This window comes from Maritalea sp. S77 (assembly GCF_049801075.1).
GTDB lineage: Bacteria > Pseudomonadota > Alphaproteobacteria > Rhizobiales > Devosiaceae > Maritalea.
In genome coordinates this window covers 43,321-65,084 of record NZ_JBNAGG010000002.1, presented here as the reverse complement: position 1 = coordinate 65,084, position 21,764 = coordinate 43,321, and the positions used below count along the sequence as shown (strand labels likewise).

The window sequence follows — 21,764 nt, the reverse complement described above, 5'->3', positions numbered from 1 at the left end:
AACAAAAATTTTTCATCTGTTTCAAGGATTGTCAAGCCTCAAAACATATGTTTCAATTTTATTGTCCCTGGTAACTTAACCAAACAACGACAGAAAATCGACCAATGAGTAAAATTTTCCACCGCTCTTCTACCCAAATACCCGTACAAGCCGTCGCTGGTGATGGTGCCTATCTTATTGATCAAAATGGCAAACGCTATTTGGATGGATGCGGCGGTGCTGCTGTTTCTTGCCTTGGCCATTCAGATGAGTTTGTCAAACAGGCCATGCGCGAACAGCTCGAACAGCTCGCTTATGCCCACACAGGTTTCTTCACATCGGAACCGGCTGAAACGCTCGCGGAAAATTTAATTACCCACGCACCGGGGGATTTAGACAACGTCTATTTGGTTTCTGGCGGCTCAGAAGCCATGGAGTCCGCCCTAAAGCTGGCGCGGCAATATTTTATCGACAAAGGCGAACCCCACCGCCACAAAGTGATCGCGCGGCAGCAAAGCTATCATGGCAATACGCTCGGCGCGTTGGCCACTGGCGGCAACAAATTGCGGCGCGCCCCTTATGCCCCAATGCTGTTTGAAACTTTCCATATCTCCCCCTGCTATGAATATCGCAATCGAGCACCAAATGAGAGCTCGGAATATTATGGAAAGCGCGTGGCCAACGAACTGGAAGCGGAAATTCTAAAACTCGGCCCGGAAAGCGTGATGGCATTTGTGGCCGAACCCGTGGTGGGTGCAACCGCAGGCGCAGTGCCAGCCGTCGAAGGCTATTTCAAACGCATTCGCGAAATCTGCGACCAATATGGCATCCTGCTCATCTTGGACGAAGTGATGTGCGGCATGGGCCGCACCGGCACCCTGTTCGCATGTGAACAAGATGGCGTCGCCCCAGATATTATGGGCATCGCCAAAGGTTTGGGCGCGGGCTATCAACCCATCGGGGCCATGCTCTGCACGCGCGAAATCGCCGACACCATCCGTGATGGTGCAGGCTATTTCAAAAACGGCCACACCTATTTGGGCCACCCCATGGCCGCTGCCGCTGCAAACGCTGTATTACATCGCCTAACCCAAGATGGGCTTGTCAGTCGATCCAAGCAAATGGGCGAAAAATTCAAATCAGCATTACAAGACCGTTTCGGAGACCATCCCTTTGTTGGCGACATTCGCGGGCGCGGCCTGTTTATCGGCGTTGAAATTGTTGAAGACCGTGAAACCAAAGAGCCATTTGATCCAGCGCATAAAATCCACGCGCATCTCAAGCAAAAAGCCATGGAAAACGGGCTGATGATCTATCCCGGCAATGGCACAAAAGATGGCATTTCTGGCGACCATATCCTGCTGGCGCCACCCTTTATCATCACCGATGCTCAAATCGGCGAACTGATCGACAAATTGGGCCAAACATTTGATCAGGTCTTTGCCGCATGACCCCGTTGCCGCGCCTGATGGTGGCCCCCAATGGAGCCCGCAAAACCAAGCAAGTTCACCCCGCCCTGCCCGTAACAATCGAAGAAACGGTGCAGACCGCAAGAGCCTGCTTCGACGCCGGAGCGGACGGGCTGCACGCCCATCTGCGCAATGTGGATCAACAGCACATTCTGGACGCGGGTCTTTATAAAGAACTGCTCGCGGAACTACGAATCGCCGTGCCGAAAATGCAGGTACAGATCACCACCGAGGCGGTTGGCCTCTATCAACCGCCCGAGCAAATCGAGCTGGTGAAACAAGTCCAGCCAAAATCTGTTTCAATTTCAACCCGCGAACTACTTTCCACCGGCGACCAAAAACCCGCCGCAGAGCTCTATTTGTGGGCCCAGGAAAACGGCGTCGCAGTGCAACATATTCTTTACGACACCAACGACCTCGCTGCGCTCTATCACATCTGCATTGACCACAATATCCGCCGCGACAACATCCAATTGCTGTTTGTGCTGGGCCGATATACCAACGACCAGCAAAGCGATCCGTCGATGCTGACGCCATTCCTGCACCGCCTAGCCGAAATCGAAATGGCCGCTGATTGGGCTGTTTGCGCCTTTGGCCAAGGTGAAACCGATTGCCTAATCCGCGCCCACCAATTGGGCGGCAAAATGCGCATCGGTTTTGAGAATAATGAAGTTAATCCAGATGGCAGCGTGGCCAAAGACAATGCCGAGCGGGTAACCCTGCTCAATCGCTTGCTTGCAGCCCATTGATCCAATTCTGCACATAGTGATGCGCCTGCCGTACCGCCGCCTCCAGCGCCAGCCCGCCCGCCAAACCGCAGGCAATCGTGGTCGACAAGGTGCACCCCGTGCCACGCGGGGTAAATGCCTGCTTTTGTGCCGTAAACACAATCTCGCGCTGGCCATCCCTCAGCACGTCCCGCAGCACATCGCCCTCGCCATGCCCGCCTTTAAGCAACACGGCACGACATAAATCATGCAGCGACTGAGGTTCCAAAATCTCAGCCTCGAGCAAATTCGGCGTCAACAGCGCAACCAACGGCAACAGGCGTTTTTTCATCGCCGAAATGCCTTTATCCGACAAAAGCTGCGCCCCGGAACTGGCCGCAAGTACCGGATCAAGCACAATCGGCAATTCACGCCCGATAAGGGCATCCACAACCGCTTCAACCACCGCCGCATCGCCCAACATCCCAATTTTGACCGCCGCAGGCGCATTATTTGCAAACGCTGCTTCAATCTGTGCCTTCACCAAGTCAGCATCGACAAGCTCGATGCGTCGTACCGCTTCATTGCTTTGCGCTGTCACAGCGGTGACCGCAGGTTTCACCGCAAAGCCCAATTCGGTCGCCACGGCAATATCCCGCGACAGGCCAGCCCCGCCGCTACTGTCCGTTCCAGCAATCACCAAAATGCTCCGCGGTTTCAACATGCACACGCCGCCATCAGTGCCAATTTCTTATGTCCTTGCGCTTGCAATTGCTTTGCCCCACGCCATGCCCGCAGCCCGGTTTGGCAGGCCAACACCACACGCTGATCGTCAGGAAAGGCAGCCCTCGCCAGCTCATCAATCTGTCCCCGCTGCGCCTGCGCCACAATCATCTCTGGCGCTTCAGTTTCACCGCGCAGGTCGAGCACCAAATCATCACACCGCACGCCATCGCGTCCCAAAAACGGCCAAGCCTCAGACGGTTCTGACGCCCCCAAAAAGCTAAAGCTGGAGAAGCTGAGATTTTGCACATCCATGCGCACCATCTGCCCCATGGGCGACGGGTTTTGCTCCAGCAGCACCGCCAACACCATTTGTGCCTGCATCGCCCCGATCAGGCCCACCACCGGACCAAGCACCCCGGCTGTTGCGCAGTTGGCCGCTTGCGTTGGCAAATCCGGGAACACAGCCCGCAAACTCGGCGCGCCGCCGCAAAAGCCGCCCGCATATCCCGCCTGCCCCAGCACGGAGGCCGAAATCAGCGGTTTGCCCTGCGCCAAACATTGATCCGACAAGATATAAGACACGGCAAAACTATCCGCCGCATCCACCACAGTATCCGCATCCACCACCAGCGAACCCGCATTATCCGGAGTCAAAGCCTCAGCAATCGCCTGCACTACAATATGCGGGTTCCGCGCCAAAATCTGATCCCGCGCCCTCTTGGCTTTGGACGCGCCAATATCTTTGGTTTCAAACAGGGGCTGCCGATGCAGATTGCTTTCCTCAACGCAATCTGGATCAATAATCGTCAAACTGCCCACGCCGGCACCTGCCAGATAGTGCAACACGGGTGACCCAAGGCCACCCGCCCCCACCACCAGCACATGTGCCTGCGCCAGTTTCGCTTGGCCATCCTGTCCCACTTCAGGCAATTGCATTTGCCGTTGATAGCGCGTCATGAACATATCTTGATCCATTCCCGCGTCCGCGCTTCAGGGTCGTCAGCAAACCGAATATCGGTGACCACGGCCAGGCTATCGGCCCCGGCCGCCAAAACGCCCGGTGCCCGTTCCACACTCAGCCCGCCAATGCCCACCAGCGGCACATCGCCCACCATCTGCTTCCAACGCGCAACTCGCTCCAATCCCTGCGGCGCCCATTTCATCTTCTTCAATATCGTAGGATAAACAGGCCCCAATGCAACATAGGCAGGGTTAAACGACAGAGCTCGATCCAACTCGGCTTCATCATGAGTGGAGAGGCCAAAGCGGATATTTGCAGCACGAATGGCCGCAAAATCCGCTTCATCCATATCCTCCTGCCCCAAATGCACAAAATCGCAGTTTTCTTCGATCGCGATCTGCCAATAATCATTCACAATCAACTGGCAGTCATGGGCATCACAGATCTGCTTGGCTCGCCGGATTTGCGCCCGCACTTCATCTGTCAGCGTGTCTTTAATCCGCAATTGGACCAGCTTCACACCCAGCGGCACCAAGCGCGCGATCCAATCCACATGGCCGACGATCAAATAGAATTTTTCCATCAGTCAAACACCGCCAGACCCAGAATGGGGGTGGAGGGCACAGCCATATCGCGCCGCTCCATCATTTGCGCCGCAAAGCCCTGCCGCCCCGCCTCAATCGCCTGCACCATCGCCGCGCCCATGATGGCCGGGTCGCCCGCCTTGGCCACCGCCGTGTTCAACAACACCGCATCCATGCCCAATTCCATCGCCATGCACGCATCAGAGGGACGTCCAATGCCGGCATCCACAATAAGCGGCACATTCAGAAAATGCGCCCGCATCGCGCGCAACGCATCCGGATTGCGCAAACCCTGCCCAGAGCCGATGGGTGCGCCCCACGGCATCAATACCTCACATCCGGCTTCCAACAATCTCTCGCCCACCACCAGATCATCGGTGGTGTAAGGAAACACCTGAAAGCCCTCTTCACTTAGGATACGCGCTGCCTCAACCAGGCCAAACACATCCGGTTGCAGATTGTCGCTATGGCCAATCACCTCCAGCTTGATCCAGTTGGTGCCAAACACCTCCCTCGCCATCTGCGCCGTGGTCACGGCTTCCTTCGCCGTATGGCACCCCGCTGTATTCGGCAGCACCTTGACGCCAAGCTCTTTGATCAATTGCCAAAAGCCAGTGCCCGCCCCATCCACGCCTTCGCGGCGCAGGGACACGGTGATGATCTCTGTGCCAGACGCTTTCACCGCCGCCGCCAAAATCTGCGGCGACGGATATTGCGCTGTGCCCAGCAAAAGCCGTGAACCGATCTCTTCGCCATAAAGCTGCATGATCAGCCTCCCTGCATCGGGGCTAAGATTTCGAGCTGATCCCCCGCCTGCAACGGAGTTGCCTGCCGCTGCTCCCGCGCCACAAACTGACCGTTTAACGCCGTGGCCAGCGCCTCACCTTCATAGGACAATTCGTCCAACGCCGCCGCAATATTGGCCGCACTGACCTCTGTCGCTTCGCCATTGACTAGGATGCGCATTTCATTTGCTCCTGCTCAAACTGATCGGCCAATTGCTGCGCCATCGCGGGCGCCAGCAAATAGCCATGTCGGTAAAATCCATTCAGATGATATTTGTCGTCCCGCTTGATGATGCGCGGCAGATTGTCGGGAAAGGCCGGGCGCAGACCGACGCCGGTTTCTATCACGCTGGCTTCGCCAAAGCCGGGATGCAGCGCAAAGGCCGCGCCCAACAATTCCAGTGCGGACCGCAAGCTGATCGCCCGCCATGAAGCGCTCTCCACCATCGTCGCCCCCAGCATGTAAATGCCGTTGCCACGCGGCACCAAATAGATCGGAATACGCGGATGCAGCAGCCGCACTGTGCGGGTGATCGTAACGTCTGGACACTCCAGCATCACCATTTCACCCCGCACCATGCGCAGTTCCGGCAAATCTACAGCGCCGCCGCGACAATCAATATCCACCTGCTCGGGCGCTGGTTCACCAAACCGCACTTCACTGCCCAGTTTTTCTATCTGCAGCACCAGTTCCTGCCGCGCCTGCCGCGGGTCCAAATGACATTCCTGATCGAAAAACAACGCCTTGGAGAAGCGGCCCGCAAGGTCCGGCTCCAGATCAGCAATCCGGTTGTCCCCAAGCTGCTCATATTGTTCGGTGCGACTGGCAAACTGGCGCAATTCGGCTTGATCCCGCGGCGGGGCCACCACCAATGTGCCTGAGCGCTGCACCTCGGTCACCTTGGCCCACCAATCGGCAGCCCCCGCACCAAGCCGTACCACATCTTCCGGCGCGCTCACCTTTTCGCACCAGGGGGCCAACATGCCCCCGGCCAAATGCGAGCTCTGATTGAGTTCAAGGCTTTCTCCCTGTTCAAAAACGGTCACCGGATGCCCGCGCCGCGCCAATTCCAGCGCGACGCAAAGGCCGGCAACCCCGGCCCCGGCAATCGTGATCATTCGCCCGGCTCCTTGATCGGCATATAGAGATCGCCGCCTTCACGGAATTTCTCCGCCATAGCTTCCATGCCTTCCTTCTGCGCCTCGGCGCGAATATCATGGCTGATCCGCATAGAGCAGAATTTCGGCCCGCACATGGAGCAGAAATGCGCCACCTTATGCGCCTCTTTCGGCAAGGTCTGGTCGTGGAAATCGCGCGCCGTATCCGGGTCGAGCGACAGGTTGAACTGATCTTCCCACCGGAATTCAAACCGCGCCCGGCTCAGCGCATCATCGCGCCGCTGCGCCCCGGGCAACCCCTTGGCCAAATCCGCCGCATGCGCCGCAATCTTATAGGTGATCACGCCGGTTTTTACATCATCCCGATTGGGCAGGCCCAAATGCTCTTTTGGCGTCACATAGCAAAGCATCGCACAGCCAAACCAGCCGATCATCGCCGCGCCGATGCCAGAGGTGATATGGTCATAGCCCGGCGCAATATCGGTGGTCAGCGGCCCAAGCGTATAGAACGGCGCCTCGTGGCAACATTCCAGCTGCTTGTCCATATTTTCCTTGATCTTGTGCATGGCCACATGGCCCGGCCCTTCAATCATCACCTGACAATCTTTCGCCCAGGCGATTTTGGTCAATTCGCCCAGCGTTTCCAACTCGGCAAACTGCGCCTCATCATTGGCATCCGCAATCGAGCCGGGCCGCAACCCGTCGCCCAGCGAAAAGCTCACATCATAGGCGCGGCAAATGTCGCAAATTTCGTCAAAATGCTCATAGAGGAAACTCTCTTTGTGATGGTGCAGGCACCATTTGGCCATGATCGATCCGCCGCGTGAAACGATCCCGGTCACCCGTTCCACCGTCATCGGCACCATATGCAAGCGCACGCCCGCATGGATGGTGAAATAATCCACCCCCTGCTCGGCCTGCTCGATCAAGGTGTCGCGGAACACTTCCCACGTGAGGTCTTCGGCAATGCCATTCACCTTCTCCAGCGCCTGATAAATCGGCACCGTACCGATCGGCACGGGTGAATTGCGGATAATCCATTCCCGCGTATTGTGAATATTGCGGCCCGTCGAGAGGTCCATCACCGTATCCGCGCCCCAGCGGATCGCCCAGACCATCTTATCCACCTCTTCTTCCATCGACGAGGTAACCGCAGAGGTGCCCATATTGGCGTTGATTTTCACCAGAAAATTGCGGCCAATGATCATCGGCTCACATTCGGGGTGGTTGATATTGGCCGGAATGATGGCGCGGCCAGCGGCCACTTCATCCCGCACAAATTCAGCGGTCACATAATCAGGGATGTTTGCGCCCCAATCCTCGCCATCGCGTTCCTCTTTGATCGCTTCGCGCAGCTGATTTTCGCGAATGGCAATAAATTCCATTTCCGGCGTCACAATGCCCTGCCGCGCATAGGCAAGCTGGGTCACCGCTTTGCCATCCTTCGCCCGCAACGGCTGCGGCTTCACCGGAAATTCAGGCGTCAGCCGATCCCCTTCCACAAAGCCATTGTCAGCCGGTTGAATGTCGCGTCCATCATATGCTTCCACATCACCCCGCGTTTCAATCCATTTGCGCCTCACTTGCGGCAGCCCGGCTTGAATATCCGCTGTGAAATTCGGGTCCGTATATGGCCCCGAACTGTCATAAACCGGCAAGGGCGGCTCGCCCGCTGTCGGGTGCACAGAAATTTCGCGCATGGGCACACGCACATCATCAAAGCGTGCGCTCTCAACATAAATTTTGCGAGATGCGGGCAATTGATCTTCGGTAATCTTGGGATTAGGCAAATCCATTTTGGCGCTCCTTAAGTTCTAAACTCAAAAAGACACCAGAAGAATTATGGCTGGAAACGAAGGGACTTATCCCCTCAACAAAAGAAAGACGACCCCTGTTCGGTGCCGCAAATTTTCGCTTCCTACGCCAGTATCAACTGGGTCAGGTTCAAAGGGTCGCGTCACCGAATATTGCTATTCTGTCAGCCTCTCAGTCCCCTAGGCGGGACCCCCCTGCAGTTCTTTTGGGGTAGCGCTGTTCTGAATTTCTGTCAAGCGGGTGCATTTTCCGCAGCGGGTTCAAAACGCAAAATCGCACAAGCATCCACATTGCCAGTTGCCCGTTTCAACACTGGATAAACGCGCCCACACGCCGCGGCAAAACTGGCAGCAACAGCTGCCTCTTCGCCATAGCGCTGCACGATTTCATCCCGTAAATCCAATATATCTGGCCCACCAACAATAGCATTTTGCGCAAACAAAAACCCAAGGCCACTGTCCGTATCGGTGCGGGCATTGCCCATGGCACACGCTTCCAACTCCTTCGAGTTTACGCCCAATTCAATCGCTTGATCGACAATCAATTGCGCGCAGGAACCGCAATCGCCATCCATGGTGGAGGCAAGCGCCGCCCCGGCCCAAATATCTTTCGCTTCTTTCGGGCCGCGATATTGGCTGAGCAATGGCAACAGCCCAAGCCGCAGCCCGGCGCCATTTGAGGCGTTGATAATCTGGTGCATATAGCCGCCATCATAGCCATATTGATCTTCAAATTTGCTGGTGCTGCCATGTAAAATGGATTTAAGCATATTGAGCACTCCGTGTTGGATGTTTGAAAGCGAGAAACAGCGCGGTCCAGGCGGGCAGTTGAATGCCAAACAGATTGCTGAACGCAATCAGGTCGAACGGCACACCGCGTTGAAACCAAATGAAAATATGAAAAATCGCATGTAAAACGGGCCAAAACGCCCCGCACACAATCGCGGTTTTATCTTGTCGAAACAGGCCATACGCCATGGCCGCGGCGCTGGCGAAAAACACCAATCCAATATCCATCACAAAATGCATATTGAACGGCCCCATTTCTTTCACTCCGGGGGTAATTTGATACCAAGTCATTGGGTTTAAAAACATCCAGACCGCGAGCATCAAAAACCAGCCCACAAGCACCCATTGGATAATACGTGTCATCTTTATCTCCTGCATTTTGAAGACCAGACGAAACAGCACTTGGAAATGTGACCAAGATCGGTCACATTTTTTAAAGCCCAACCGTCTAGTCAGTAGCAAAGGAGGGCCGGATGCAGGACCGAGACAGAACGAATATTTTTGAACAAGAGCGCAAACGCTTGTTTGCTTTGGCCTATCGTATGCTTGGTTCCGTGGCTGATGCGGAAGATATGGTGCAGGATAGTTTTGTGCGTTGGTCCAATGCCGATCTCAAAACAATCGACAATCCGCAGGCTTTCCTCACAACAATTGTCACGCGCCTTTCGCTAGACCATCTCCGGTCGGCCAAAACCAAACGCACCAGCTATGTCGGCTCATGGTTGCCCGAGCCATTGCTAACAGAAAGCGCTGAGTCTCCCGATGATATTGCGCAAAAAGCTGACGATATTTCCTTCGCCCTGATGGCCACTTTAGAAAAACTCACCGCTTCCGAACGCGCAGCTTTTCTACTTCATGACGTGTTTGACTTGCCATTTGATCAAATCGCCAAAACATTGGACCGTACCGAAGCCTCATGTCGCAAATTGGCGTCGCGCGCCCGTCAAAAAGTGCGTACGGATGGCAATGAAACCCTGCCCATGCCCACAAATGAGCCTCCTGTCGCGTCATTCCTGAACACATTGCAAACGGGCGACTTGGACAGCTTTGTCAATTTCATCGCTGAAGATGCGATTTTGGTGACCGATGGCGGCGGAATCAAATCAGCAACCTTGCGCCCCATTTATGGCCGCGAAAAAATCTCTCGCTTCTTTATCGGCGTGGCCAACAAATTTGGTCGCCCCGGCCCGGATGACATTAAGCTGATACAGTTAAATGGTGCACCCAGCCTCCTGATCCGCGATGAAGATGGAGCTTTACAGGTGTGGTCATTCAGTTGGACCTCAGAAGGTAAAATCGCAGAATTTTACATGCTGCGAAATCCTAAAAAGCTTAGCCATCTGGCGTTTGACTAAAGGTCAATTGCGACCTTTCCCCGCTGCGTCAGAACGCGCTGCGGCAACTTAGCGGCTTGCGGCATTTTGCTTATCCACCTACGCTGAGGCCATCCTTGCAAAACATAGAGGTGCACCATGTTTGGCGGCTTCTCGGCAGAAATCTTGGCGCGTATACAATTCGCGTTCACTGTTTCTTTTCACATCATCTTTCCGGCCTTTTCCATTGGCCTTGCCTCCTATTTGGCCGTGCTCAACGCCATCTGGCTAAAAACCGGGCAAAAGGAATATTTGCAGCTTTTCGACTATTGGAAAAAAATCTTCGCCGTCGCCTTCGGCATGGGCGTCGTGTCCGGCATTGTGATGTCATATCAATTCGGCACCAACTGGTCAGTCTTTTCTGATCGCGCTGGCCCTGTGATCGGGCCGCTTATGGCTTATGAAGTGCTCTCCGCCTTCTTCTTGGAAGCTGGCTTTTTAGGCATCATGCTGTTTGGTCGGGAACGGGTGGGCAATGGCTTGCATATGTTCGCCACGGCCATGGTCGCCTTCGGCACGCTCATGTCCGCCACATGGATTTTATCGGTCAACTCATGGATGCAAACGCCAGCAGGTTTTTCCATAAATGAAGTCGGCCAATTTGTGCCAGAAAATTGGTGGGAGATTGTGTTCAACCCTTCCTTCCCCTACCGCTTGGTGCATATGGTGCTGGCTGCTTATCTCACCACCGCTTTGGTGGTTGGTGCTGCGGGCGCATGGCATCTGCTGCGCAAAAAGGAAAATCTCGCGACGCGTCGCATGTTCTCCATGGCCATGTGGATGCTAGTGGCCGTCACCCCATTGCAAATTTTGGCGGGTGACGAACATGGCCTGAACACGCTTGAGCATCAGCCGCAAAAGGTAATGGCCATGGAGGGCCATTATGACAGCCACGAAGATGGGGCGCCTTTAATCTTGTTTGGCATTCCCAACCCAGATGAAAAGCGCATCGATTATGCCATCGAAATCCCAAAACTCTCCAGCTTGATCCTCAAACGCGATCTTAATGCGCCATTGCCCGGGCTGGACACTATTCCCGATGAAGACGAACCGCCAGTTGCCATTGTTTTCTGGAGCTTTAGAGTGATGGTGGGACTTGGTTTTGCCATGCTCGGTTTGGGCTTTTGGGCTTTGCTGCAACGCAAGCGCCGCAAACTTTACACAGATCCATGGCTGCACCGCGCGGCCCTTTTGATGGGCCCAATGGGTTTTGTCGCCGTGCTCGCGGGGTGGATCACCACCGAGGTCGGCCGCCAACCCTTCACCGTCTATGGCCTGATGCGCACGTCCGAAAGCCTCGCACCCGTTTCAGCGCCTGCTGTTGGCACATCCTTGCTGATTTTCATTGTGGTCTATTTCTTCGTGTTCGGCGCAGGCACATTCTATTTGCTGCGGCTGATGGGCAAACGCCCCGGCAAGGAGCCACATGAACTTGAAAAAGGTCCACTGCGCGCCGCGGGCACCACGCCCGGACCAGAGCAGAAAGATAATTTCAAAGCCCCGATAGAGGAGGCATAACATGTTTGATCTTGCATTTATCTGGGCAGGCATCATCGCATTTGCCGTACTGGTTTATGTGGTGCTCGATGGCTTTGACCTCGGCATCGGCATCCTTTTTCCATTCGGCAAATCAGAAAAAGACCAAGATGTGATGATGAATTCCATCGCTCCCGTGTGGGATGGAAATGAAACATGGTTGGTGCTTGGCGGCGGCGGCCTATTCGCCGTATTCCCCCTCGCCTATGCAGTGGTGATGCCCGCGCTATATATGCCCATCATTCTTATGCTTATCGCCTTGATTTTCCGGGGCGTTGCATTTGAATATCGCTGGCGCACCAAACGCTGGAAAAAGGTTTGGGACGTCGCTTTCTTTGGCGGATCGTTCATTGCCACCTTCATGCAGGGCATCGCGCTCGGCGCATTGGTGCAAGGCATTGAAATGGAAAACCGTGCCTATGCTGGCGGCTGGTGGGATTGGCTCACACCATTCTCCATCCTCACTGGTTTCGCGTTGATCGCCGGCTATGCCTTGCTCGGAGCAACCTTTCTCATTCTGAAAACCGAGCATGACTTGCAGGCACAAATGCGCAATTATGCTTGGAAACTTGGCATCGCCACATTGGGCTTTATTGGCGTGGTAAGCCTGCTCACACCGTTCCAAGACAGTGTTTACTTCGAGCGTTGGTTCAACTTCCCGGGCAGCCTTTATTCAATATTTGTGCCCGCTCTTGTCGCTCTCGCCGCCTTTATGCTGTTCACCAGCCTAAAAGCAGAGAAAGAAGCGACGCCATTCTTGGCGGCACTATCTTTGTTCGTGCTCAGCTTTGTCGGCCTTGGCATATCTTTTTATCCACATATGGTGCCGCCAAGCCTCACCATTTGGCAAGCTGCCGCGCCTGAAAGCAGCCTGTGGTTTACGCTGGTTGGCACCATCGTGCTGATCCCGTTGATCTTGGGATACACCGCCTATGCCTATTGGGTGTTCCGCGGCAAAACCGATCCTGATGCGGGCTATCACTAATGGCAGAAAAATCACTGATAAAACGCTTGGGATGGTTTTCGCTGATCTGGGTCGCTAGCGTCCTTGCGCTCGGCGTGGTCGCGTACATTATTCGCCTGTTCATTACCTAAAACGAAAAAGGCCGTGCAGACATTGGTCCGCACGGCCTTTGATTTGCATGGCTAAAGCTGCTTAGGCAGCAAAACCTTCGTCTAGATCACGCTCAGATACGGTGCGTTCGGTTTTGAACACATCGACAATGCGGTCCAACTCGCTCGCTTGCGCTTCAGTTTGCTCAATCGCTGCGTTTGTTTCTTCCACCAACGCCGCGTTGTGCTGGGTCATGGTGTCCATATCACGCACCGCGATATTCACCTCTTCGATAGCAGAAGCTTGCTCTTTGCTGTCTTGGGCAATGCCCTCAATCAGCACGTCATTTTCCTTCACCGCATCCAACATATGCTGCAAACGTTCCGCTGCAGATGCAACCAATGATGAACCATTCTCAACTTCAGATGCACTTTGCTCAATCAGCACCTTCACCTCATTGGAGGCCTCGGCAGCCGATTGCGCCAACCGCCGCACTTCAACCGCAACCACAGCAAAGCCCTTACCCGCTTCACCAGCACGGGCCGCTTCTACAGAAGCATTCAGCGCCAGCAAATTGGTTTGGAAAGCGATGTCGTCAATCATGCCAATGATGTTTGAAATCTTGCTTGAAGAGGCCTTGATCTGTTCCATCGCGCTGGTCGCTTCGGTCATCACTTCGCCACCAGATTGCGCTTCTTGACGCACATGACGTGACTTAGAAGATGCATCATTCGCCCGACGCGAGTTTTCAATCACCGTGCTGGACAATTGCTCAATCGCCGCTGACGTCTCTTCAATTGTAGCCGCTTGTTTAGTGGTCCGCTCGCTCAAATCATTCGCACCGGCCAAAATTTCTCCAGTGGCCTGCTTCACGCCCCGAGAAGTGGTGCGCAGGCGCGCAACGATTTCGCTCAATTTGTCAGCAACCGCGTTGGTGTCCATTTTCAGCTTGTCGAACGCGCCTTCGTAGTGGCCGTCAACTCGCTTGGACAAATCAGTATGCGCCAACGCTGAAAGCACCTCGCCAGTTTCATCAAGGCCAGCTTCAACAGTAGCCACCAAAGAGTTGACGGACTGTGCCAACTGGTTGAGATCTTCGTGCTCAAAATGGCCTTCAATACGCTGAGAAAAGTCACCAGCCACTGCAGCAGAAACCACCCGCCGCACTTCGTCTTGCAACGCATTGCGCACTTCTTGCTCGCTGCGTTCACGCGCGCGTGTTTTTTCTTTCTCTTCGTCCAACTGACGCATTTCTAGGCCGTTAGACCGGAAGGTTTCGAGCGCCCGTGCCATCAAACCAAGTTCGTTTGATTGTGGCGCATTGCTCAAATCCACATCGAATTCGCCTTTGGCCAAACGTTCCATATTGGCAGACATGTTCGAAATGGTGCGGGTCAACCAATTGCCCGTGGCGAACGCCAGAACGGCGCCCAAAAGCGTGGCCAAAACGCCAACGGCCAAAACAATGATCGTCGCATTCTGTGCTGTTGCCTGTGCAACCGGGCCAAGCGCATCTTGGTTGGCACGCACCGCACCGGTAAGCTGCTCATAGCTTACTGCCAGTTCTTGCGCATAAATCTGCATATCCTGCTGTGAAAGCTCACCAATGGACATGATCAAGTCATGGCTTTGTGATACCAAATCTGAATAGGCTGAAAGGCTATCGCGCACCGCGATCAGCTGATCGCCCAAGCGACCAGAACGATCGGCTTTTACAAGCTTGTCGAACTGCTGAACAGTAGCTGCTGCCTTGGTTTCAAACTGGGCATATTGCTCGTTCGTCGGCGTCTGGAAATATTGGTAACCCAGCATTTGAACCTGGCTGGTTTCATTGGCAGCGCGGCCAACAGCAGCGGCGGTTGATGGGGTAAACACCAGATCCACCTTATCCAACAAATCGATTTGTGCAGTCGCCAAATTGCCTTTTGCCGCGGCAAGTTCAGTGGCAATGCCAGCGCGTTGTTCTTCTAAGATGATGATCGTATCAAAAGTGTCGCGCAAATTTGCTGCAGACACTTCGATTTTCTTGATCTCTTCCATTGCAATTGGGAAGTCAGCAAACTTCGCGACACCATCAGGGTCGTTCGTTGCCACATCATCAATCCAAATCCGCGCATCTTGCGCTTGCTCTGCAGTAGGGGCCGCAGAATATTTCTGCAGTGACAAAACCATTTGATTATAGTCAGCAAGATAATCGCTAATCTCACCAGCCTGTGAAATGGTGTGCTGGTAGCGTTCTGTTACACTCGAGAGCGTTTGCAAGCCAAAAAAGCCAGCCACACTCACCACAACAAGAAACGCAACAATAGCACCGAAACCGCCAATTATGCGGGCTCTTATCCCCAAATTCGCAAACATTTTTTTGATATCCTTAGATAAATATAATGTGCCCAATATCGCGGCGACTGGTTAAGGATGGTTAAAAGATAGGCCTATCCATCAAAATTTTTTTACTAAATTCAGAATCTCTAATTTTGTTAAATAACAGATTGAAATAATTAACATTTTTAAAAATTAAACAAAGTGACACCTGCAAATCAGGCATAACACACCAGAAAAATCGTCTATTTTTCGGCCTCCGCGATTAACCCGCGCACCCATTTTGTGCAAAGCCAAGTGGCGGGCACAGCAAAAGGCAATGCAAACAACATGGCTTGATAAGGCGACAGCACCGACAAGCCGACAATTTGCCACCCCAAACTCAGCATAAACAAATTGATCGCTACCGCGCCCCACACAAAGGGGTAAAGCACAAATGCAAGCGGATCGATTTTTGAAATTTGGCCGTCCATAGAGATCTCCTTTTTTCTCCAACATAGCCAAGGGCAACCTTCCGCTTCTTTGCGCAGACGCAAAGAAGAAATCGAGTGAATCGCTAATTTGCCTCCATCTGCACGTTTCTAAAAGGAGGTAAGCATGCGGGAAGTTCTCACGAAGAACGCAGCACGCAATATTTTTTATGGCGGGTCGCTGTTCTTCATCCTGATATTTGTGGGTCTTTCTGCCCACTCTCATTGGTATATCCAAAATGTTTCAACTGACCATGCAGGGCTGAATGAAAGCGTGGCCAAGGGCAAACGCATTTGGGAAGTTAAAGCCTGCATCAACTGCCACTCGATTTTGGGTGAAGGCGCTTACTTCGCGCCGGAACTCGGCAATGTGATGCGGCGCTGGGGTGTACAGGAAGATCCTGAAACCGCCTTTGAAGTGTTCAAAGGCTGGATGGAAGCTCAACCCACAGGCATCGAAGGCCGTCGCCAAATGCCGCAATTCAATTTGACCGATGAAGAATTAAAGCACCTGACAGACTTTCTGCTCTGGACAGGCACAATCGACACTCAGGGCTGGCCGCCCAACGATGCCGGTTAGAAAGGGCTGAACAATGAAATTTGAAACTCAAAAAATCGCATTTGCGTATTTCACCTTCGCGCTGATCCTATTCGCCGTGCAGGTGACGGGCGGTCTGCTGGCGGGCTTGGTTTATGTTATTCCCAATTTTCTGTCGGACATTTTGCCCTTCAACATCATCCGCATGCTACACACCAACAGCTTGATTGTGTGGCTCATCACCAGCTTCTTCGGCGCTGCTTATTTTCTCGTGCCGGAAGAAGCAGAACGCGAAATCCATTCGCCGCTTCTGGCCTATATTCAATTGGCCATTTTGGTGCTGGGCACCGTCGGCGTGGTTATCACCTATGTGTTCAATATTTTTGAAGGCAACTGGCTGCTCGGCAAAGATGGCCGCGAATTCCTAGAGCAACCCGGCTGGGTCAAACTGGGCATCGTCGCTGCCGCACTGATCTTTTTGTACAACATCTCGATGACCGTGCTTAAAGGCCGCAAAACAGCCATCTCCAACATCTTGATCGTGGGCCTCTGGGGCTTGGCTTTGCTGTTCCTTTTCGCCTTCGTCAATCCAGAAAACTTGGCGTTGGATAAGCAATATTGGTGGTATGTCGTGCACCTTTGGGTGGAAGGCGTTTGGGAATTGATCATGGCGTCAATCCTCGCCTATCTGATGCTGAAGCTCACCGGCGTTGACCGGGAGATCGTGGAAAAATGGCTCTACGTCATCGTCGCCACAGCTTTGTTTTCCGGCATTTTGGGCACAGGTCACCACTATTATTGGATCGGCACACCCGGCTATTGGCAGTGGATCGGCTCCATCTTCTCTTCACTCGAAGTGGTTCCCTTCTTCGGCATGATGGCTTTTGCCTTTGTCATGGTGTGGAAAGGACGCCGCGATCACCCCAACAAAGCAGCTTTGCTCTGGTCCTTGGGCTGTGCCACCCTCGCCTTCTTCGGCGCTGGCGTGTGGGGCTTCCTCCACACATTGCACGGGGTGAACTATTACACCCACGGCACCCAAATCACCGCAGCGCACGGTCACTTGGCCTTCTTCGGCGCCTATGTAGCCCTCAGCTTGGCGATCATGACCTACGCAATGCCAATCCTGCGCAACCGTGATCCTTACAATCAGGTGCTCAACATGGCCTCTTTCTGGCTCATGTCTGGCGGCATGGTGTTCATGACCTTCGTGCTCACCTTCGCTGGCACAGTGCAAACCCACCTGCAACGGGTGCGCGGCGAAGACTATATGAGCGTTCAGGACGATCTGAGCTTATTTATGTGGATGCGTTTCGGTGCTGGCGTTGCTGTTGTGCTTGGCGTGTTGCTGTTCCTTTATGCGATCTTTGTACCGAAAAAGGAGATCATCCAACCGGGCAAACAAGTCGCTGATGCAACAGCACCTGCGGAGTAAGCGCCATGGATAGAACATTCGAAAACACTAATAGAAAGGACGGGGTACAAACCCCGTTCTACCTGCCACAAGCAGACGAATGCGCTCTGTTTGAAGCTGCCTATGCCAACAACCTGCCGTTACTTTTGAAAGGGCCAACAGGCTGCGGCAAAACCCGTTTCGTGTCCCACATGGCTGCGAAACTTGGCAAAAAGCTCTATACCGTCGCCTGCCATGACGATCTGTCGGCCGCCGATTTGATTGGGCGCTATTTGCTCAAAGGCGGTGAAACCGTCTGGGTAGACGGTCCTCTCACCCGCGCCGTGCGGGAAGGTGCAATCTGCTATCTCGACGAAGTGGTAGAAGCCCGTAAAGACGTGACCGTGGTGCTGCACCCGCTCACCGATGATCGGCGCATTCTGCCCATCGATCGCACTGGTGAGGAACTGGAAGCGGCACCCGGCTTTATGCTCGTGGCCTCTTACAATCCGGGCTATCAGAACATTCTGAAAACCCTAAAGCCATCCACCCGCCAGCGATTTCTCGCGATGGAGTTTGGCTTCCCCGCCTTTGATCAGGAAGTAGAGATTGTTATGCGCGAAAGCGGCTTAACTCAATCACGCACCGAACTGCTGGTTCGGCTGGCCGGTAAGTTGCGAGCCCTTAAGGGTCAAGATTTGGAAGAAGGCATTTCCACCCGCCTGATCGTTTATGCCGCCACCATGATTGAAAAAGGCATGCCTGTGGAACGGGCCGTACAATCTGCCATGATTGAGCCTTTGACTGACGATGATGACGTGAAACTAGGCCTTAATGACCTCGTGACCGCCGTGATTGGATAAGATGATGAACAAGACCTTTGATCCCCGCCATATTGAGCCTTGGGAACCAGAAGAAACCATCGGCAAAATCTGGCATGATTTCGCCGCACAAGCCGCCGCGCCCGTTCAATTTGAAGAGGCAACGGTGGAGTTGGGCGACCTATCAAAACGCCTGGCTGTGTTCTTTAGAGGTTTAGGCGGGCATCATAGTGTCGACATCCGCCCGGTGGCAGCCGAAGTTAGCCATCAGCGCTTGTCCTTTCGACAAAAGCTGGGGCATGAGCAATTGGCCATTGCCCGCGCCTCCTTTGATGGGGAAGTGCTGCGCCTGCCCGAAAAGCTGGCGCTCTTCCCCGATCAAAATGCAAATGCTGCGCTCTATGTCTGGTTGACCGCAAGCGCGGCCTTTGCCGAAGCTTTTGAACCACAAGACGACCCACTGATTGCCGATCTGCTGACGATCAAACGTGCGGGCGAAATCACACAGCAAGTCATTGAAGAGTGCCCGGGCCTAGCTGGACTTCAAACTGAACTTGCAACCATAAGCCTCTATCTTCGCCCAAACCATAAATTGCCGCGCTTTGAAGCAGCAGTGGAAGAATTAATCCAACAAGCGCTAGGCGATAAATCGCCTCTTGGTGTACAGGCCCAACTGCTGCAAAACCATATCCGGTCTGGCGACTTTGACGGCCTGGTCGCCCCCAATAATTATTGCCCTTTTGCCCCGGTGCCCATGTGGTGCGAAAACCGCGACCTCCTGTTCAGCGCCCCATCTGACGTTGCGACCATGGACGCAGAGCGCACCAAGGAAGTGAACAAGAAGGGCCTGTTCCGCGCCCGGCGACGCAAATCCGATCAGGCCGAGCGCAAGGACAGCCTGATCCTGCATAAGTTTGAGGCCATTCTGTCCTGGGCAGAATTTATGAACCTCAATCGCCGCATTGACGATGACGACAATGATGATGCGAAAAAGGCGGCTGACGATCAGGATGAGATCGGCCTAGGCCAAATCTCCAAAGCCCCCGCCACAAGGCTGAAACTACATTTGGATTTGGCTCCCGAGGATGTGGACCGCGAACGCCTTGCAGGCAAAGTGCTGTATCCCGAGTGGGACACCCGCACCAACGCCTACCTCCCTGACCATTGTCAGGTTTTCGAAAGCAAAGGCGAAATCAAGGACGACATTCCCTCTTTCCGCGCCGATGCTCAGTCCGCCCGCCGCATCAACGCAGTGAAACGCCAGTTTGAAGCCCTGCGTCCCGGTCGGGTGAACATCCCTGCCCAACGCGAAGGCGAAGAGTTGGATATGGACGCCGCTGTGCGCGCCCAGGCAGATTTGCGTGCCTGTGGTGAAAGCAACGATAATATCTGGCGGCAATCGCGCCCCGAAGCGCGCGACCTTGCTGTCTCGATCTTGCTGGATGTATCCCGCTCCACCGAAAGCGCTGTGGGCGACCGCTCGGTAATCGAAGTCGAACGAGAAGCACTCGCTGCACTCGCTTGGGGGTTAGACGCCTGTGGTGATAATTTCGCGATCAACGCCTTTTCATCACTTAAGCGAGATCGGGTCTACATCACTAAGTGCAAAGATTTTAATGATAAAATGTCCGCTCAGGTTGAGCAAAAAATCGGCGCACTCAATCCCGGTTTTTACACGCGCTTAGGTGCCGCCATTCGCCACAGCTCGGTAGATTTGGCCAAGCAAGCCAACAACAAGCGCCTGCTGCTGGTGATCACCGATGGCAAACCGAACGATCTTGACCATTATGAAGGCCGCCACGGCATTGAAGATACGCGTATGGCCATCAACGAAGCCCGCCGTTTGGGCCACGCTGTTTATGGCATCACCATCGATGCAAAAGGCCAAAGTTGGTTTGCCCGTATGTTCGGACCTGGTCGTTTTTCAATTATTCCACAGCCTGAAAAACTAACCCAAGCCCTGCCACAAATCTATCGGCAGTTGGTGATTGGCTAAGTATTTACGGGGCTTTTTGCTCCCTTCAATTGCGCAAGATCTAAAACGATTTCAATTTTTTCCATCCAGTCAAATGTGACAAAATTGATAATTTCTTGACAGCATGCAACAAACTGAATGAATATCTTCAAACTGTCACAAAAGTGCTAAGGTAGTTGAATAGGTGTCACACCATCGCTCAACCTCGGCGCGATAATAATAAGGGCGCACGCAATTGGGGGAACCGGTCCGCGTTGTGCTTAATTCAAGTGGAGAGAAATCATGAAAAAGATTCTGACATCAGGCATCGCACTGCTCGCTGCAGGCGTTATGGACGCAACTTCTGCCCAAGCGGAAACATTGCGCTTGTTGACATGGGGCGGCTACGCACCTGAAAACGTAATCGAAATGTTTGAAAAAGAAACTGGCCACACTGTTGAAGTGACCAAATCAAACAACGAAGAAATGGTTGCTAAACTGCGCGCCACAAATGGCGGCGGCTTTGATTTGGCGCAGCCAAGCCAAGACCGCATTGCAGGCGCACAGGCAGAATTTGACATTTATAAGCCAATCGATTTGTCAAAAATCGACGAGAGCTTGTTCATCCCGTCTATGTTGGAAGCCACCAAAGGCAACACAACTTACAACGACGAAGTTTACGGCGTTCCACACGTTTGGGGCACATCTGGCTTGGTGGTGAACACTGCTGAAGCTGGCGACGTGAAAGACTATCTTGACCTTTGCGACGCGTCCGTTGCTGGCAAAGTGTCTTACCGCTTGAAGCGCCCAACATTGATCGGTTTTGCCTTCTCAATGGGCCTTGATCCATTCGCAGCTTATAATGACGAAGAAGCCTACAAAGACATCTTGTCTAAAGTTGAAGCCAAACTCATCGAATGTAAGCCAAATGTGAAAACATATTGGGATGGTGGCGACGAAATCAAAAACTTGCTCCGCTCAGGCGAAGTTGTTGCGTCAATGGCTTGGGATACAGGCGGTTGGTCTTTGAATGAAGACAATGCAGACATCACATTCGTGGCGCCAGAAGCCGGTGCTTTGGGCTGGATCGATACTTTCGTATTGCCTAAGCGTGGCCGTGCTGATGAAGCTGCTTATGCTTGGATCAACTTCGTCATGCAGCCTGAAATCGCGGCGATGATCACAACATCAGCGGGTAACTTCACCGCATCTCAAGGCGGTGACGCTGGTGTAGACGAAGCTTTGAAAGCACGTTACCAAGCCAGCTTCCCACAAGCAGCAATCGACAACATCAAGTGGTACCCAACAGTACCAGCGAACCTTGAAACTCTCGAAGGCGCTGTACTTGATCGTGTAAAAGCAGCAAACTAAGC

Annotated in this window: 22 protein-coding genes and 1 riboswitch; of the genes, 11 read left to right on the top strand and 11 right to left on the bottom strand. The window is 53.6% G+C overall.

Annotated features, from left to right (window positions below):
• Window positions 1-104: 104 nt before the first annotated feature.
• Entirely contained in the window at window positions 105-1,430 is a 1,326-nt protein-coding gene (locus tag ACP15Y_RS08000) for an aspartate aminotransferase family protein (RefSeq protein WP_424982534.1), read from the top strand.
• The gene (locus ACP15Y_RS07995) at window positions 1,427-2,197 is read left to right on the top strand and encodes a 3-keto-5-aminohexanoate cleavage protein (protein WP_424982533.1); all 771 of its coding nucleotides are present in this window, start codon (window positions 1,427-1,429) and stop codon (window positions 2,195-2,197) included. The genes ACP15Y_RS08000 and ACP15Y_RS07995 overlap by 4 nt, the downstream gene beginning before the upstream one ends.
• Here ACP15Y_RS07995 and thiD read toward each other — a convergent pair.
• The 9 genes from thiD to ACP15Y_RS07950 form a co-directional block, all read right to left on the bottom strand.
• The gene (gene thiD, locus ACP15Y_RS07990; RefSeq protein ID WP_424982532.1) at window positions 2,172-2,879 is read right to left on the bottom strand and encodes a bifunctional hydroxymethylpyrimidine kinase/phosphomethylpyrimidine kinase; all 708 of its coding nucleotides are present in this window, start codon (window positions 2,877-2,879) and stop codon (window positions 2,172-2,174) included. The genes ACP15Y_RS07995 and thiD overlap by 26 nt on opposite strands.
• Complete coding sequence (locus tag ACP15Y_RS07985; RefSeq protein ID WP_424982531.1) at window positions 2,873-3,844, bottom strand: ThiF family adenylyltransferase; 972 nt, start codon at window positions 3,842-3,844, stop codon at window positions 2,873-2,875. The genes thiD and ACP15Y_RS07985 overlap by 7 nt, the downstream gene beginning before the upstream one ends.
• Window positions 3,835-4,425, bottom strand: a complete 591-nt coding sequence (locus tag ACP15Y_RS07980; RefSeq protein ID WP_424982530.1) for a thiamine phosphate synthase — start codon at window positions 4,423-4,425, stop codon at window positions 3,835-3,837. The genes ACP15Y_RS07985 and ACP15Y_RS07980 overlap by 10 nt, the downstream gene beginning before the upstream one ends.
• On the bottom strand, window positions 4,425-5,192 hold the full coding sequence (locus ACP15Y_RS07975) for a thiazole synthase (RefSeq protein ID WP_424982529.1): 768 nt from the start codon (window positions 5,190-5,192) through the stop codon (window positions 4,425-4,427). The genes ACP15Y_RS07980 and ACP15Y_RS07975 overlap by 1 nt, the downstream gene beginning before the upstream one ends.
• A 2-nt stretch (window positions 5,193-5,194) precedes the next feature.
• On the bottom strand, window positions 5,195-5,392 hold the full coding sequence (gene thiS / locus ACP15Y_RS07970; protein WP_424982528.1) for a sulfur carrier protein ThiS: 198 nt from the start codon (window positions 5,390-5,392) through the stop codon (window positions 5,195-5,197).
• Complete coding sequence (locus ACP15Y_RS07965; RefSeq protein ID WP_424982527.1) at window positions 5,380-6,330, bottom strand: FAD-dependent oxidoreductase; 951 nt, start codon at window positions 6,328-6,330, stop codon at window positions 5,380-5,382. The genes thiS and ACP15Y_RS07965 overlap by 13 nt, the downstream gene beginning before the upstream one ends.
• Window positions 6,327-8,126, bottom strand: coding sequence for a phosphomethylpyrimidine synthase ThiC (thiC, locus tag ACP15Y_RS07960; protein ID WP_424982526.1), 1,800 nt, complete (start codon window positions 8,124-8,126; stop codon window positions 6,327-6,329). The genes ACP15Y_RS07965 and thiC overlap by 4 nt, the downstream gene beginning before the upstream one ends.
• 102 nt (window positions 8,127-8,228) lie before the next feature.
• Window positions 8,229-8,351, bottom strand: a riboswitch (TPP riboswitch).
• A gap of 26 nt (window positions 8,352-8,377) precedes the next feature.
• Entirely contained in the window at window positions 8,378-8,914 is a 537-nt protein-coding gene (locus ACP15Y_RS07955) for a hypothetical protein (protein WP_424982525.1), read from the bottom strand.
• Window positions 8,907-9,296 (bottom strand): hypothetical protein, encoded by a 390-nt coding sequence (locus ACP15Y_RS07950; protein WP_424982524.1) that lies wholly within the window; start codon window positions 9,294-9,296, stop codon window positions 8,907-8,909. Before ACP15Y_RS07950 ends, ACP15Y_RS07955 begins: the two co-directional genes overlap by 8 nt.
• A 110-nt stretch (window positions 9,297-9,406) precedes the next feature.
• Between ACP15Y_RS07950 and sigJ the strand changes: the two genes are divergently transcribed.
• The 4 genes from sigJ to ACP15Y_RS07930 all read left to right on the top strand — a co-directional run bounded on the left by sigJ (window position 9,407) and on the right by ACP15Y_RS07930 (window position 12,937).
• Entirely contained in the window at window positions 9,407-10,288 is an 882-nt protein-coding gene (sigJ, locus tag ACP15Y_RS07945) for an RNA polymerase sigma factor SigJ (RefSeq protein WP_424982523.1), read from the top strand.
• Window positions 10,289-10,405: 117 nt separating this feature from the next.
• Window positions 10,406-11,824, top strand: coding sequence for a cytochrome ubiquinol oxidase subunit I (locus ACP15Y_RS07940; RefSeq protein WP_424982522.1), 1,419 nt, complete (start codon window positions 10,406-10,408; stop codon window positions 11,822-11,824).
• 1 nt (window position 11,825) lies between these two features.
• The gene (gene cydB / locus ACP15Y_RS07935; RefSeq protein ID WP_424982521.1) at window positions 11,826-12,827 is read left to right on the top strand and encodes a cytochrome d ubiquinol oxidase subunit II; all 1,002 of its coding nucleotides are present in this window, start codon (window positions 11,826-11,828) and stop codon (window positions 12,825-12,827) included.
• Complete coding sequence (locus tag ACP15Y_RS07930; protein ID WP_424982520.1) at window positions 12,827-12,937, top strand: DUF2474 domain-containing protein; 111 nt, start codon at window positions 12,827-12,829, stop codon at window positions 12,935-12,937. The genes cydB and ACP15Y_RS07930 overlap by 1 nt, the downstream gene beginning before the upstream one ends.
• A gap of 61 nt (window positions 12,938-12,998) precedes the next feature.
• Here the strand turns inward: ACP15Y_RS07930 and ACP15Y_RS07925 are convergent, their stop codons facing one another.
• Both ACP15Y_RS07925 and ACP15Y_RS07920 read right to left on the bottom strand, forming a co-directional pair.
• On the bottom strand, window positions 12,999-15,254 hold the full coding sequence (locus ACP15Y_RS07925) for a methyl-accepting chemotaxis protein (RefSeq protein WP_424982519.1): 2,256 nt from the start codon (window positions 15,252-15,254) through the stop codon (window positions 12,999-13,001).
• Between the two features lie 206 nt (window positions 15,255-15,460).
• A complete protein-coding gene (locus ACP15Y_RS07920) occupies window positions 15,461-15,688 on the bottom strand; it encodes a hypothetical protein (protein ID WP_424982518.1) in 228 nt (75 codons plus the stop codon).
• Between the two features lie 124 nt (window positions 15,689-15,812).
• Here ACP15Y_RS07920 and ACP15Y_RS07915 point away from each other — a divergent pair, with 124 nt between their 5' ends.
• From ACP15Y_RS07915 to ACP15Y_RS07895, 5 genes are all read left to right on the top strand, one after another.
• Entirely contained in the window at window positions 15,813-16,265 is a 453-nt protein-coding gene (locus ACP15Y_RS07915) for a c-type cytochrome (protein ID WP_133571797.1), read from the top strand.
• 13 nt (window positions 16,266-16,278) lie between these two features.
• A complete protein-coding gene (locus ACP15Y_RS07910; protein ID WP_424982517.1) occupies window positions 16,279-17,658 on the top strand; it encodes a cbb3-type cytochrome c oxidase subunit I in 1,380 nt (459 codons plus the stop codon).
• Window positions 17,659-17,663: 5 nt separating this feature from the next.
• Entirely contained in the window at window positions 17,664-18,479 is an 816-nt protein-coding gene (locus ACP15Y_RS07905) for a CbbQ/NirQ/NorQ/GpvN family protein (RefSeq protein WP_424982516.1), read from the top strand.
• Between the two features lie 4 nt (window positions 18,480-18,483).
• Window positions 18,484-20,433, top strand: coding sequence for a nitric oxide reductase activation protein NorD (locus ACP15Y_RS07900; protein WP_424982515.1), 1,950 nt, complete (start codon window positions 18,484-18,486; stop codon window positions 20,431-20,433).
• A gap of 261 nt (window positions 20,434-20,694) precedes the next feature.
• Entirely contained in the window at window positions 20,695-21,762 is a 1,068-nt protein-coding gene (locus tag ACP15Y_RS07895) for an extracellular solute-binding protein (RefSeq protein ID WP_424982514.1), read from the top strand.
• The last annotated feature ends 2 nt before the right edge of the window (window positions 21,763-21,764 follow it).

What these genes read in the sequence shown, in the direction of transcription:
- ACP15Y_RS08000 (WP_424982534.1), top strand. Translation starts at nt 105, where the DNA reads ATGAGTAAAATTTTCCACCGCTCTTCTACCCAAATACCCGTACAAGCC.
- ACP15Y_RS07995 (WP_424982533.1), top strand. Translation starts at nt 1,427, where the DNA reads ATGACCCCGTTGCCGCGCCTGATGGTGGCCCCCAATGGAGCCCGCAAA.
- thiD (WP_424982532.1), bottom strand. Translation starts at nt 2,879, where the DNA reads ATGTTGAAACCGCGGAGCATTTTGGTGATTGCTGGAACGGACAGTAGC.
- ACP15Y_RS07985 (WP_424982531.1), bottom strand. Translation starts at nt 3,844, where the DNA reads ATGTTCATGACGCGCTATCAACGGCAAATGCAATTGCCTGAAGTGGGA.
- ACP15Y_RS07980 (WP_424982530.1), bottom strand. Translation starts at nt 4,425, where the DNA reads ATGGAAAAATTCTATTTGATCGTCGGCCATGTGGATTGGATCGCGCGC.
- ACP15Y_RS07975 (WP_424982529.1), bottom strand. Translation starts at nt 5,192, where the DNA reads ATGCAGCTTTATGGCGAAGAGATCGGTTCACGGCTTTTGCTGGGCACA.
- thiS (WP_424982528.1), bottom strand. Translation starts at nt 5,392, where the DNA reads ATGCGCATCCTAGTCAATGGCGAAGCGACAGAGGTCAGTGCGGCCAAT.
- ACP15Y_RS07965 (WP_424982527.1), bottom strand. Translation starts at nt 6,330, where the DNA reads ATGATCACGATTGCCGGGGCCGGGGTTGCCGGCCTTTGCGTCGCGCTG.
- thiC (WP_424982526.1), bottom strand. Translation starts at nt 8,126, where the DNA reads ATGGATTTGCCTAATCCCAAGATTACCGAAGATCAATTGCCCGCATCT.
- ACP15Y_RS07955 (WP_424982525.1), bottom strand. Translation starts at nt 8,914, where the DNA reads ATGCTTAAATCCATTTTACATGGCAGCACCAGCAAATTTGAAGATCAA.
- ACP15Y_RS07950 (WP_424982524.1), bottom strand. Translation starts at nt 9,296, where the DNA reads ATGACACGTATTATCCAATGGGTGCTTGTGGGCTGGTTTTTGATGCTC.
- sigJ (WP_424982523.1), top strand. Translation starts at nt 9,407, where the DNA reads ATGCAGGACCGAGACAGAACGAATATTTTTGAACAAGAGCGCAAACGC.
- ACP15Y_RS07940 (WP_424982522.1), top strand. Translation starts at nt 10,406, where the DNA reads ATGTTTGGCGGCTTCTCGGCAGAAATCTTGGCGCGTATACAATTCGCG.
- cydB (WP_424982521.1), top strand. Translation starts at nt 11,826, where the DNA reads ATGTTTGATCTTGCATTTATCTGGGCAGGCATCATCGCATTTGCCGTA.
- ACP15Y_RS07930 (WP_424982520.1), top strand. Translation starts at nt 12,827, where the DNA reads ATGGCAGAAAAATCACTGATAAAACGCTTGGGATGGTTTTCGCTGATC.
- ACP15Y_RS07925 (WP_424982519.1), bottom strand. Translation starts at nt 15,254, where the DNA reads ATGTTTGCGAATTTGGGGATAAGAGCCCGCATAATTGGCGGTTTCGGT.
- ACP15Y_RS07920 (WP_424982518.1), bottom strand. Translation starts at nt 15,688, where the DNA reads ATGGACGGCCAAATTTCAAAAATCGATCCGCTTGCATTTGTGCTTTAC.
- ACP15Y_RS07915 (WP_133571797.1), top strand. Translation starts at nt 15,813, where the DNA reads ATGCGGGAAGTTCTCACGAAGAACGCAGCACGCAATATTTTTTATGGC.
- ACP15Y_RS07910 (WP_424982517.1), top strand. Translation starts at nt 16,279, where the DNA reads ATGAAATTTGAAACTCAAAAAATCGCATTTGCGTATTTCACCTTCGCG.
- ACP15Y_RS07905 (WP_424982516.1), top strand. Translation starts at nt 17,664, where the DNA reads ATGGATAGAACATTCGAAAACACTAATAGAAAGGACGGGGTACAAACC.
- ACP15Y_RS07900 (WP_424982515.1), top strand. Translation starts at nt 18,484, where the DNA reads ATGAACAAGACCTTTGATCCCCGCCATATTGAGCCTTGGGAACCAGAA.
- ACP15Y_RS07895 (WP_424982514.1), top strand. Translation starts at nt 20,695, where the DNA reads ATGAAAAAGATTCTGACATCAGGCATCGCACTGCTCGCTGCAGGCGTT.